Source organism: Streptococcus sp. CCH5-D3 (assembly GCF_001556435.1).
Classification (GTDB): Bacteria; Bacillota; Bacilli; order Lactobacillales; family Streptococcaceae; genus Streptococcus.
The window spans coordinates 110,475-122,442 of record NZ_LSIW01000133.1 but is presented as its reverse complement, the minus strand read 5'-3'; the positions used below and the strand labels follow the sequence as shown (position 1 = coordinate 122,442).

The following is an 11,968-nucleotide window of genomic DNA, read 5'->3' as shown; positions in this document are numbered from 1 at the left end:
TCAGCATATACAGGCTATTAATAACAAAAAAAGAAGTACCTATTCGATAGGAGGAATTCCATGTATAAAGATGACAGTTTAACCTTGCACACTGACTTGTATCAAATCAATATGATGCAGGTTTACTTTAACCAAGGTATTCACAATAAAAAGGCCGTTTTCGAAGTTTATTTCCGTCAACTTCCGTTTAAAAATGGCTTTGCTGTATTCGCAGGTCTGGAGCGTATTGTCAACTATCTTGAAAATCTGACCTTCTCAGAAACTGATATTGCTTATCTAAAAGATTTAGGTTATCCTGAGGATTTTCTGGACTATCTAGCCAACCTAAAACTCGAGTTGACTATCAATTCGGCCCTTGAGGGTGATTTGGTATTTGCTAATGAACCGATTTTCCAAGTGGAAGGTCCCTTGGCTCAGTGTCAGCTAGTAGAGACTGCCTTGCTAAATATCCTCAATTACCAGATTCTGATTGCTACTAAGGCAGCTCGTATTCGTTCTGTCATTGAGGATGCTCCTCTGTTAGAATTTGGGACACGTCGTGCACAAGAGATGGATGCAGCAATCTGGGGAACGCGTGCAGCCGTGATTGGTGGTGCTGATGCAACGTCAAATGTACGTGCCGGTAAGATTTTTGGCATCCCAGTTTCTGGTACACATGCCCATGCTCTTGTTCAAGCTTATGGTAACGATTATGATGCCTTTAAAGCCTATGCATCTACTCATAAGGACTGTGTATTCCTTGTAGATACCTATGACACCCTTAAGATTGGTGTACCGAATGCTATCCGTGTCGCTAAAGAGCTCGGTGATAAGATTAATTTCTTGGGTGTTCGTCTTGATTCAGGTGACTTGGCTTATCTATCGAAGCAGGTCCGTAAGCAACTGGATGCAGCCGGTTTCCCTGATGCTAAGATCTATGCTTCAAACGACCTAGATGAAAATACTATCCTCAACTTGAAGATGCAGAAGGCCAAGATTGATGTCTGGGGAGTGGGTACTAAGCTTATCACTGCCTATGATCAACCAGCCTTGGGTGCTGTCTACAAGATTGTCTCAATGGAAGATGATCAAGGAGTCATGCATGATACTATCAAGTTGTCCAACAATGCTGAGAAGGTATCGACACCAGGTAAGAAGCAAGTGTGGCGTATTACGAGTCGTGCTAAGGGCAAATCAGAAGGTGACTATATCACTTTCGCAGACACGGATGTTAATGCTCTAGAAGAAATTAATATGTTCCACCCAACATACACCTACATTAATAAGACTGTTCGTGATTTTGATGCAGTGCCACTCTTGGTCCCAATCTACGACAAGGGGCAACTAATCTATGAGTTACCAAGTCTTGATGAAATCAAGGCTTATGCGACTAAGGAATTGGATGAACTTTGGAATGAGTACAAGCGCGTGCTTAACCCTCAAGATTATCCAGTTGACTTGGCTAAAGATGTTTGGGATAACAAGATGACCTTGATTGATAATGTCCGTAAGAAAGCCCATGACTTGTCAGAGTAAAAGGAGAAATTATGACTTTGCAAGAAACTATTATTGCTCAACTAGGGGTGACACCTAACATTGATCCAAAAGAAGAAATTCGAAAATCTGTTGATTTTTTGAAGGCTTATATGCTCAAACATCCTTTCCTTAAGTCTTATGTTTTAGGGATTTCCGGAGGTCAAGATTCTACCTTAGCTGGCCGTCTAGCCCAACTTGCCGTTGAAGAGCTTCGTGCAGAGACAGGGAAAGACTATCAGTTTATTGCCATTCGCTTGCCTTATGGAGTGCAGGCAGACGAGGATGATGCCCAACATGCCCTTGCTTTTATCAAGCCAGATGTGAGTCTTGCGGTTAACATTAAGGAAGCTGTTGATGGTCAGGTTGCTGAACTTGCCAAGGCAGGCGTAACCGTTTCTGACTTTAACAAGGGAAATATTAAGGCCCGTCAACGTATGATTACCCAATACGCGGTTGCTGGTGAAAATAGTGGTGCAGTCATTGGTACGGACCATGCTGCTGAAAATCTTACTGGCTTCTTCACAAAATTTGGCGATGGTGGTGCGGATATTTTGCCGCTCTTTCGTCTAAATAAGCGTCAAGGAGCAGCTCTGCTTGCAGAACTTGGTGCGGACAAGGCCCTTTATGAAAAAGTGCCAACAGCGGACTTGGAAGAGGACAAACCAGGAATTGCTGATGAAGTGGCACTTGGCGTGACCTATCGTGAAATTGATGACTACCTTGAAGGTAAGGAAGTCTCAGCCAAAGCTCAGGAAACTATTGAGACTTGGTGGCGTAAAGGTCAACACAAACGTCACTTGCCAATCACTATTTTTGATGAGTTTTGGAAATAAGAGGAGAAATGAATTATGATCAAAGCTTATATTGATTTTTGGAAACGTGCCTTTGACTTTAGCGGACGTTCGACTCGTCCAGACTACTGGTGGGCTTACTTGGTTAATGTCATTATTATCACTATTCTTACTGTTTTTTGTGTTCTTATTCCTTTCTTCAGTAATGTTGACCTTAGTGATCCAGCTCTGTTGAATAATCAGACTGAACTGCAAAAAATAATTATTACCTATGCTTGGCCACTAATGCTTTTTAGCTTAATTGAACTTATCCCTCAATTGTCTCTACAAATCCGTCGTTTAAGAGATGCAGGCTTTCATCCGGCTTGGGTACTTCTAAGTTATATAGGGCTTGTACCAATCTTGGCTATCTTCTCATTGATTGGAAGCATTGTCCTCCTTATCATGTCTTGTCAACCAACGAAACTAGCACCTGAAACGCAGTTTGATAAAGTTGAATAAGATTGTCGTACCCCTAGGTTTAACCTAGGGTTATTTTTAAATTGAATTTTCAGAAATTAGTGATAAAATAGAGAAGAATAAGGCTTAAAAGGAGGAATCTTATGACTTCACTATCAACAGATTTCACAGATAAACTATTTGCAGACTATGAGGCCAATGCCAAATACAGTGCTATCGAAAATGCTGTAACTCACAATGGCTTGCTCAAATCCATCGAAACACGTCAATCAGAAGTTGAAAACGACCATGTTTTCTCAATTGATTTGACTAAAGATGAGGTGTCTAACCAGAAAGCTTCAGGACGTTGTTGGATGTTTGCGGCACTAAATACTTTCCGTCACAAATTAATCTCAGACTTTAAATTGGAAAGTTTCGAACTTTCTCAAGCTCACACTTTCTTCTGGGACAAGTATGAAAAATCAAACTGGTTCTTGGAACAAATCATTGCTACAGCAGATCAAGAGATTGGCAGTCGTAAGGTTAAATTCCTTTTGGATACCCCTCAACAAGATGGTGGACAATGGGATATGGTCGTATCACTTTTTGAAAAATACGGTGTTGTACCAAAATCAGTTTATCCAGAATCTGTAGCTTCAAGCAATAGTCGTGAGCTTAATCAATACCTCAATAAGCTTCTTCGTCAAGATGCTCAAATCTTGCGTGATTTGATTGCTGGAGGTGCTGATCAAGCTGCTGTTCAGGCCAAGAAGGAAGAACTTCTTCAAGAAATTTTCAATTATCTTGCTATGACTCTTGGTTTACCACCACGTCAGTTTGATTTTGCCTACCGAGATAAGGATGACAACTATCAATCTGAGAAAAATATCACACCACAAGCATTCTTTGAAAAATATGTGGGTCTCAAACTCAGTGACTATGTGTCAGTTATCAACGCTCCAACAGCTGATAAACCTTACGGAAAATCTTATACTGTTGAGATGTTGGGTAATGTTGTAGGTGCACCAAGTGTTCGTTATATCAACCTCCCAATGGACCGTTTCAAAGAGCTTGCTATTGCACAGATGAAGTCTGGAGAAACTGTTTGGTTTGGTTCAGATGTTGGTCAAGTTTCAGACCGTCAAAAAGGTATTCTTGCAACTAATGTTTATGACTTTACAGCTAGCATGGATATTAACTTGACTCAAGATAAGGCAGGACGTTTGGACTACAGTGAATCTCTCATGACTCATGCCATGGTATTGACTGGGGTTGATTTGGATGCCGATGGCAAACCTGTTAAATGGAAGGTTGAAAACTCTTGGGGAGACAAGGTTGGACAAAAAGGTTACTTTGTCGCTTCTGATGCCTGGATGGATGAATACACTTATCAAATCGTTGTCCGCAAAGACTTCCTTACAGCTGAAGAATTAGCAGCCTATGAAGCAGAGCCACAAGTACTTGCCCCTTGGGACCCAATGGGAGCCCTTGCTTCAAAATAAGATAATACATGAAAACACTGGAAATTTTCCAGTGTTTTTTATAGTTTCTTTAAAATTTATCGGTAAAAAAAGAGTTATCCAATCGGATAACCCTTTTTATTTCTTATTCTTCTGCTGTAGTAGTGTTTGAATTTGAATGTTCAGAGCCGTTAGAGGCCGATGTCGATGGATTTGTTGAAGCATCAGGTCCATACTGTTGACTATCTTGTGAACTTGATGAGTCACTGCTTTGGCTGGAGTCCGAACTTGATGATGAGCTAGATGTTCCTAGTGATCCTGTGTAGACATTTGATGTTGAAGAACCAGTAAGGAAGACATAACTACCATTGTTATAAACACCACTAGGCATTTCAAAATCTTCAGAACCCGCACCATACATCTGGTTAAGGTAGCTACTTGTTACACCGTAGATTTGTTTAGCGATATCAAGGTCTGAACCATAAAGTGGTGTTTTACGGTTTTTGTAACCTGTCCAAATCGCCATTGCATACTTAGTATTGTAACCAACGAAAGTTTCATCCGGAACCATAAGGTCAGCATAGACACCACTTTCTTTTTGTACTTTATAGTACTCATCGTCACCGTAGTTAGATGTACCAGTCTTACCAGCATTGATTGTACCAGGAACATAAGCTTCAGTTGCTGTACCACCTGTCAATACTTGTTTCAACATACTTGACATCATGTAGGCTGTTTGCGGTGACATGGCTTCGACACCTTTAGAATCAAATGATTTAGTTGAACCATCTTCAAATTTGATTGATTTAATGTAAGATGGTTTATAGTAAGTACCACCATTTGCAAAGGCTGCATAAGCTGCGGCCATCTTCTCACTTGATGCACCATACTTAGAATCTGATGATGATGTTGAAGATGAGATGGCATTTGAGTAGTACATTTCTGGATACTCGATACCCAAATCCTTCAAGAAGGATTGAGCATATTCCAAACCGGCAGCTTGGAGAGCTTTAACGGCTGTAACGTTACGTGATTGTTGAAGTGCATAAGTTAATGAAATGCTTCCGTAATACTTACGGTCCCAGTTGTAAACTGGTGTTGAAGAACCTGGGAAATTGTAAGGATTATCGTAAACAGTCGTACCAGTGTTTGTATAAACACCTTTTTCAATAGCAGGAGCATAGTCAGTGATTGGTTTCATTGTAGAACCCCAGTCACGGTCTGTTTGAACAGCTTGGTTGGTACCAAGTGCGATGTTTTCGTCTTGGTGACGTGAGCCCAATTGGGCAACGACACGACCATTAGTAACATCAATAATAGTAGAAGCAACTTGGAGACTATCGTTTGGATAGTATACGTAGTCGTTAGTATTATAGACGTTCCAGATATATTTTTGAATATCTGGATTAAGGTTAGTGTAGACGTCGAGACCTGCTGAGTAAATATCAGCGTTGGCATCGGTAGATACCTGTTCAATAACTTGTTTGATGTAGTTATCTAAGTATGGCTCATAGCTAGCTTTCTTCGTAAGTGGAAGAAGGCCATCTGATACATCAGTTGCTTTAGCTTGCTCGTACTCTTCTTTAGAAATATTCTTGTCTTCATACATTTCGTCAAGAACAGTGTTACGACGTTCTTTGGCAGCATCTGGATTAGCATAAGGGTCATATTGTGTTGGTGCTTGTGGAATACCAGCAAGAAGAGCTGCTTGGGCAACAGAGAGGTCGCTCAAGTCCTTACCAAAGTAAGATTTAGCTGCAGTCTTCATACCGTAGTAACCATTACCCATATAAACCTTATTAATATAGAAGGTCAAGATTTCTTGTTTAGTGAATTGACGCTCCATTTGGAGTGACAACCAGATTTCTTGTGACTTACGTTTAAGGGTTTGGTCAGAAGTGTTAGTTGAGAAGTAAGCCAACTTAATCAACTGTTGGTCGAGCGTAGACCCCCCTTGGGTGCTGCTACGACGAAGGTTGTTAACAGCTGCCCCCATGATACGGTAGACGTCAATCCCACGGTGAGTGAAGAAACGTTTATCCTCGATAGAGGTGATGGCATTAACTAGAGTTGTTGGAATTTCATCTGTTGATGCACTCTCACGTTTCTCAGCTCCCAAGTCGGCAACAAGACTACCATTAGCGTCGTAAATCTTACTTGAGTTTGTTGATTGCAGTTTGTTCTCGGTAAGTTTAGGAACACTGCTAACATAGTAGGCAAAGAGGCTACCACCAGCGATGACACAGACTACAAAGAAAGTAAGCAGTCCAATAAATCCGTATTTTGCAATACGCCAGCCCAAACTTTGGTCTGAAGCGGCAGAGCGTTTTCCTTTGCCATAGCGAGAAGAATCTGAACGCTTGACCTTGATGTTTTTAGCACGTTTAGTCAAACCGTTAAGTGATTCTTTAAAGTTGCTGAAATTAAATTTAGCCATTATGTGTTACCACCTAATAATTTTTCAATGATTTCTAAGTAAGGAACTTGAGGATAAGCTGCTTCTGCAATTGCATAGCCTCTTTTTTTGATATAATCAAGAGGCATTGATTTCGTCCCTTTATCAATCTGATAAAAAGCGATTAAGTCTTTGGCAGGCAGAAGGTAGGTTTCCTTAAGCGTCGAGAAGTGAAGTAGCACGAAGCAGATCCCATCTTGACTGATGACCTGAGACATGTGCTCAATTTGATGCGCATGAAAGTTTTTCATAGGCATGGATGTCTTTTGTCGTGTCTCTTTGGCTTCAAAATCAATGTAGTATCCTTTGTAAACGCCGGAGTAGTCGGTAGTAGAAGCTTGTCTAAAGTAAGCTTCTACAATCTTTGCCCGTGAGCGTTTGGGATAATCGACTTTGACAATTTGAACAGGGGTAGGTTTTTTATGAATAACGGCTAAACCACGCGACAAATAGTAATCATTAGTCGCGTTAATAGCAGATTCAAAGCTCATCCCCCGATTGGCAAAGTCAACTCTATTTGATTTTTTAGGACGTACTTGTGCTATCTTACGAGATATCTGATGGGGATAGTTTACCATTTCTTTCCCTTCTTCTTTATAAGATATGCATAAAGACTATTTCATTATACCATAAAATGAATGAGGAAAACAACAAATGACATCACTACTGGTAACTGGCTATAAGAGCTTTGAACTCGGTATTTTTAAAGACAAGGACCCTAAAGTAACCATTATCAAGAAAGCAATCAAACGTGATTTGAAGCGTTTCTTGGATGATGGTGTGGATTGGATGATTTTTACTGGGAACCTCGGTTTTGAATTTTGGGCACTAGAAGTAGCCAAAGAACTTCAAAAAGACTATCCTTTGAAGTTAGCGACCCTCTTCCCTTTTGAAACGCATGGTCAGAATTGGAATGAAGCGAATCAAACAAAACTAGCAGCCTTTAAGCAGGTTGATTTTGTCAAGTATAGCTTTCCCGCTTACCAATCTCCAGCGCAGTTTAAACATTTTAATCAGTTTCTCATTGACAATACAGATCAGGCTTATTTATTTTATGAACCTGAAAATGAAACAAATCTGAAATATTTTTACGGTATGATGTTAGAAGCAAGGGGTTATCCCGTATCTAGACTGACTTTTGATGACCTCAATGAAGTCATGTCGGAATAGGATATAATTGAATTTTAAACTTGCATTTTTATCTTTTTTTCTGTATCATAAAAACATTAGACAGTAAAGTATTAGTAAGTTAGATAAGACAAGTATTGGAGAATAAAAATGGCTAAGATTAATTTAACGCCCAAGAAAATCTACGAACAAGAATTTAAAACAAGCATGCGTGGATACGATAAAAAAGAAGTTGATGAGTTTCTAGACGATGTAATCAAAGATTACGGTGTCTATATTGCTCTAGTTAAGGAATTGCAAGAAGAAAATGCAAAACTGAAGGCTAAGACTTCATCAGCTCCTGCTAGTCGCCCAGCATACGCAAGTGCGACAAGTGAGCCATCACGTGCGAATGCCAATGTTGCTTCGGCTTCAAACTATGATATCTTAAAACGTATCAGTCGTTTGGAGAAAGAGGTCTTTGGAAAACAAATCGTCGAATAAAACTGGTTTGTGCAATTTTTGGATAATCGCATGGTTGCTAGTCTTCCATGAGGAAAGTCCATGCTAGCACTGGCTGTGATGCCAGTAGTGTTTGTGCTAGGTGAATTAATAAGCCTAGGGACTTGATTTTCAAGTTACGGCGAGTGAACTGGCTAAGTCTTTGGATAGGTTTTAGTAGCTCTGAAAGTGCCACAGTGACGGAGTTTTTAGGGAAACCTAAAAAGTGGAACGCGGTAAACCCCTCAAGCTAGCAACCCAAACTTTGGTAGGGGCATGGGATGGCTGGAAACGAACGGACCATCCTGACTGCTTTGCAGTAGACAGATGATTATCGAAGGAAGTGGTACCTAGTCACTTCTGGAACAAAACATGGCTTATAGAAAATTGCATATAGGTGAGGCTGGGACACATGTCTCAGCCTTCTTTTAGCAAGAATTCTCTCTTTTATATTTAAAGAAAAGAGTGGGTAATAAGCTATCGGTTAAGAAAGTTTGTACTCGTAACAATGAGATAAAAGGATGACAATGAAAGAAATATTTACATTAGTAGCAACTGCAGCAGCAGGTCTTGAGGCTGTGGTTGGACGTGAATTGCGTGAGTTAGGTTATGACACGCAGGTTGAAAATGGTAAGGTGCGTTTCCAAGGTGGTGTTCGTGCAATTGCTGAAACTAACCTTTGGTTGAGGGCAGCAGATCGTATCAAGATTGTAGTGGGTGAATTTCCAGCACGTACCTTTGAGGAACTCTTTCAGGGAGTTTTTGCCTTGGACTGGGAAAACTATCTTCCACTAGGTGCAAAGTTTCCGATTTCAAAAGCTAAATGCGTTAAATCAAAGCTTCACAACGAGCCTTCTGTTCAGGCGATTTCAAAAAAAGCCGTCGTTAAGAAACTACAGAAGTATTTCCACCGTCCAGAAGGAGTACCTCTTCAAGAAACGGGTGCAGAATTTAAGATTGAAGTCTCAATTTTAAAGGATAAGGCTACGGTTTTGATTGATACCACTGGTGCTAGTCTCTTTAAGCGTGGTTACCGTACGGATAAAGGTGGGGCACCGATTAAGGAAAATATGGCGGCTGCTATCCTGGAACTTAGTAACTGGTATCCGGATAAACCGTTGATTGACCCGACTTGTGGTTCAGGGACCTTCTGTATTGAGGCTGCAATGATTGGTATGAACATTGCACCAGGATTTAATCGTGATTTTGCCTTTGAAGCCTGGAATTGGGTGGACAAGGATTTGGTACAATCGGTACGCGATGAAGCAGATAGTAAGGCAAATTATGATATTGAACTAGATATTATGGGTTGTGATATTGATGGCCGTATGGTTGAGATCGCAAAAGCCAATGCTCGTGAGGCTGGTCTTGAAGATGTTATTAAATTGAAACAAATGCGTTTACAGGACTTGAAAACAGATAAAATCAATGGTGTCATTATTTCAAACCCTCCTTATGGTGAGCGTTTGTTGGATGACAAGGCTGTGGATATCTTGTATAATGAAATGGGTCAAACTTTTGCGCCACTTAAAACTTGGAGCAAGTTTATCTTGACCAGCGATGAACAATTTGAAAGCAAATACGGTATGAAAGCCGATAAAAAACGTAAGCTTTATAACGGGACACTCCGTGTTGATTTGTATCAATATTTTGGTGAGCGTGTTCGCCGTTCTGAGGCTAGAAAGGTAAATTAAACGTGTCAGAAGATAAAACACAAAATGGCTATGAAGGTAGCCAAGAGCTAGATTTCCAAGATGCCAAGGAAATGACAGTCGGTGAGGCTGTCCGCAAAGAAGCTGAGATTAATGCTGGTGTAACAGAAACAGATAGCATTTTGGATAAGTATATCAAGCAACACCGCGAAGAAGTTGCCTCACAAAAATTTTCAAAGAAAATTGAAGCTGATGGCGACACATCACCTTTGGATGCTTTTATTCAAAAGCAACGTCAGGAGTTTGCGGATTCAGGTTTGATTGGTCAATCAATGGCTAATGAGTCAATCAACTCAACAGTAGCTACTGAAGAAGTAACACCAGTCACATTTGGTTTTGGTGCTACAGATAACAAGGTTGATGAAACTCAATCTCATATTGACAAGCAGTTGCCGAATGCTCCTGTTGAACCTGAGGTTATTGCAGAACCAGAAAGTCAAAGTTCTGAAGTCATCATTACGTCAACGAATGCTGATCGTTTCATCACGTCAGAAACAGAAAAATTTGACCTGGGTGATGCACTAGCAGATTCAGCTACTTCAACTAATCAGCCAGCGCCAGCCTATAACGATGCATTGGTAGATAATATTGATGATAACAATCCTTTGATTGCTAACATCGATGATCCAGAACCACAAAATCCTGTTGTTGCCAATGTTGACGATACTGAGCCGCAAGCTTCAAAACCATTGTTGGATGATGTTGCTATCTCAGACACTATCGATTTGGCGGCTATTGCCTCAACAGTGGCAGGGGTAACTGGAGCAAAAGCTGACGAAGAAAAGACAACACCAAAAGTGTCTATGGCAGTTAATCGCCCATCTGCAGAAGACAGAATCTCTTCAGAGTCTATTTCACCATCGCATAAGAGTGCCTTTGATGGTGATATTCCAGTTTACCGTCGTAAAGGTGTTGTTATCGGTGCTCTAGCAGTTCTTGCTTTAGCTATTATTGGTGGTAGCTATGCTCTTTATAAAGGAACACATAGCCAATCGGCAAAAACAACAAGCACAGCTTCTTCAGCAGTGACGTCAACATCAAGCAAGGACACGGCAGCTGCTGATAATAAGGCCTTCGAAGAAATGTATAAGAATTTCTTCACAGATGATGAGCAAACAAAACTCGCTAATGATCAATTTGGTAAGCTATCAGATTTGGAAAAACTGCTCAAGAAATTGGAGAAAACCAAGTATTATGATGCAGCTAAGAAAAAATATGATAACTTGAAGAAACAAATTGAAGCTGTACAAAAGATTAACAGTCAGTTTGAGTCAGATGCTCTGGTAGATGGTAGCTATAATGCCTCTATCGCTGTTAAATCCGATGCCAACTTTAATAATCTGCCAGAAAGTGTAACAACAACTGGAAATGCGAGTCTTGATAGCACTATCCAAGAAGCGATTAAGGGTGGTAAGACTCAGCTTGAAGAAAAAGCTAAGGCTGCGAGCGCAACATCTGCAGCGACAGCTGCTGATAGCGCCAATACTGCTAGTCCTGCTGCACCTTCAGGTGATAACACGTCTGGAGCAGCTTCTACTGGTGGTGGTGCGGCTGCATCAAATACATCTGGAGCGCAAAATGGAGCAGCTAACTCAGCAGGTTCAACAGGTTCAGCTGGTGCGACTGGAGGAACTACTGGTGGCTCAGCTGCAGCTTCAACAGTTGTAACACGCGGAATCACAAATTATAACCCATCAATCCTTCAACGTGACCGCTCACGTGTGCCTTATAATGCAAACGTAGTAGCAGATACAAGTAACCCAGCTTGGACTTGGGCTGATGGTGTTCTTGATAAGATTATTGAAACATCACACTCACGTGGTTACTTCTCAGGAGATAACTTCATCCTTGAACCAGTTAACATCATCAATGGTAATGGTTACTACAACTTGTACCTTCCAGATGGAACTTACCTCTTCAGTATCAACTGTAAGACAGGTTATTATGTTGGTAATGGTTCAGGTCACTCAGATAAACTTGATTATTAAT

General features: G+C 40.7%; 10 protein-coding genes and 1 other RNA gene. 9 read left to right on the top strand and 2 right to left on the bottom strand.

Translation table 11 applies throughout. The features are described 5' to 3' along the window. The first annotated feature begins 60 nt into the window (after positions 1 to 60). The 4 genes from AX662_RS08760 (at position 61) to pepC (ending at position 4,246) form a co-directional block, all read left to right on the top strand. Entirely contained in the window at positions 61 to 1,515 is a 1,455-nt protein-coding gene (locus tag AX662_RS08760) for a nicotinate phosphoribosyltransferase (protein ID WP_060972202.1), read from the top strand. Between the two features lie 11 nt (positions 1,516 to 1,526). After that, positions 1,527 to 2,348 (top strand): ammonia-dependent NAD(+) synthetase, encoded by an 822-nt coding sequence (gene nadE / locus AX662_RS08755; RefSeq protein ID WP_060972201.1) that lies wholly within the window; start codon positions 1,527 to 1,529, stop codon positions 2,346 to 2,348. 15 nt (positions 2,349 to 2,363) lie between these two features. After that, entirely contained in the window at positions 2,364 to 2,807 is a 444-nt protein-coding gene (locus AX662_RS08750) for a DUF805 domain-containing protein (RefSeq protein WP_049545109.1), read from the top strand. A 101-nt stretch (positions 2,808 to 2,908) separates the two neighbouring features. Next, positions 2,909 to 4,246 carry an aminopeptidase C gene (gene pepC / locus AX662_RS08745; protein ID WP_049553989.1) on the top strand — a complete coding sequence of 446 codons (1,338 nt, stop codon included), beginning with the start codon at positions 2,909 to 2,911 and terminating at the stop codon, positions 4,244 to 4,246. A 103-nt stretch (positions 4,247 to 4,349) separates the two neighbouring features. On the opposite strand, the gene pbp1a is transcribed toward pepC, so the two are convergent. Next, the gene (gene pbp1a / locus AX662_RS08740) at positions 4,350 to 6,641 is read right to left on the bottom strand and encodes a penicillin-binding protein PBP1A (RefSeq protein ID WP_060972200.1); all 2,292 of its coding nucleotides are present in this window, start codon (positions 6,639 to 6,641) and stop codon (positions 4,350 to 4,352) included. Beyond that, positions 6,641 to 7,237: a Holliday junction resolvase RecU gene (recU, locus tag AX662_RS08735; RefSeq protein WP_002886506.1), complete on the bottom strand. Its 597-nt coding sequence runs from the start codon at positions 7,235 to 7,237 to the stop codon at positions 6,641 to 6,643. Before recU ends, pbp1a begins: the two co-directional genes overlap by 1 nt. Before the next feature lie 76 nt (positions 7,238 to 7,313). Between recU and AX662_RS08730 the strand changes: the two genes are divergently transcribed. The 5 genes from AX662_RS08730 to AX662_RS08710 all read left to right on the top strand — a co-directional run bounded on the left by AX662_RS08730 (position 7,314) and on the right by AX662_RS08710 (position 11,967). After that, the gene (locus AX662_RS08730) at positions 7,314 to 7,829 is read left to right on the top strand and encodes a DUF1273 domain-containing protein (RefSeq protein WP_060972199.1); all 516 of its coding nucleotides are present in this window, start codon (positions 7,314 to 7,316) and stop codon (positions 7,827 to 7,829) included. Positions 7,830 to 7,937: 108 nt separating this feature from the next. Beyond that, positions 7,938 to 8,270: a cell division regulator GpsB gene (gene gpsB, locus AX662_RS08725; protein WP_002883687.1), complete on the top strand. Its 333-nt coding sequence runs from the start codon at positions 7,938 to 7,940 to the stop codon at positions 8,268 to 8,270. 14 nt (positions 8,271 to 8,284) lie between these two features. Continuing rightward, an RNA gene (rnpB, locus tag AX662_RS08720) (RNase P RNA component class B) lies at positions 8,285 to 8,652 on the top strand. 142 nt (positions 8,653 to 8,794) lie between these two features. Continuing rightward, positions 8,795 to 9,961, top strand: a complete 1,167-nt coding sequence (locus tag AX662_RS08715; RefSeq protein WP_060972222.1) for a THUMP domain-containing class I SAM-dependent RNA methyltransferase — start codon at positions 8,795 to 8,797, stop codon at positions 9,959 to 9,961. A 2-nt stretch (positions 9,962 to 9,963) separates the two neighbouring features. Beyond that, a complete protein-coding gene (locus AX662_RS08710; protein ID WP_060972198.1) occupies positions 9,964 to 11,967 on the top strand; it encodes a cell division site-positioning protein MapZ family protein in 2,004 nt (667 codons plus the stop codon). Position 11,968: the final 1 nt, after the last annotated feature.

Bases quoted from the DNA above. Each gene is read 5' to 3' on its own strand.
- AX662_RS08760 (WP_060972202.1), top strand. From the start codon at position 61: ATGTATAAAGATGACAGTTTAACCTTGCACACTGACTTGTATCAAATC.
- nadE (WP_060972201.1), top strand. From the start codon at position 1,527: ATGACTTTGCAAGAAACTATTATTGCTCAACTAGGGGTGACACCTAAC.
- AX662_RS08750 (WP_049545109.1), top strand. From the start codon at position 2,364: ATGATCAAAGCTTATATTGATTTTTGGAAACGTGCCTTTGACTTTAGC.
- pepC (WP_049553989.1), top strand. From the start codon at position 2,909: ATGACTTCACTATCAACAGATTTCACAGATAAACTATTTGCAGACTAT.
- pbp1a (WP_060972200.1), bottom strand. From the start codon at position 6,641: ATGGCTAAATTTAATTTCAGCAACTTTAAAGAATCACTTAACGGTTTG.
- recU (WP_002886506.1), bottom strand. From the start codon at position 7,237: ATGGTAAACTATCCCCATCAGATATCTCGTAAGATAGCACAAGTACGT.
- AX662_RS08730 (WP_060972199.1), top strand. From the start codon at position 7,314: ATGACATCACTACTGGTAACTGGCTATAAGAGCTTTGAACTCGGTATT.
- gpsB (WP_002883687.1), top strand. From the start codon at position 7,938: ATGGCTAAGATTAATTTAACGCCCAAGAAAATCTACGAACAAGAATTT.
- AX662_RS08715 (WP_060972222.1), top strand. From the start codon at position 8,795: ATGAAAGAAATATTTACATTAGTAGCAACTGCAGCAGCAGGTCTTGAG.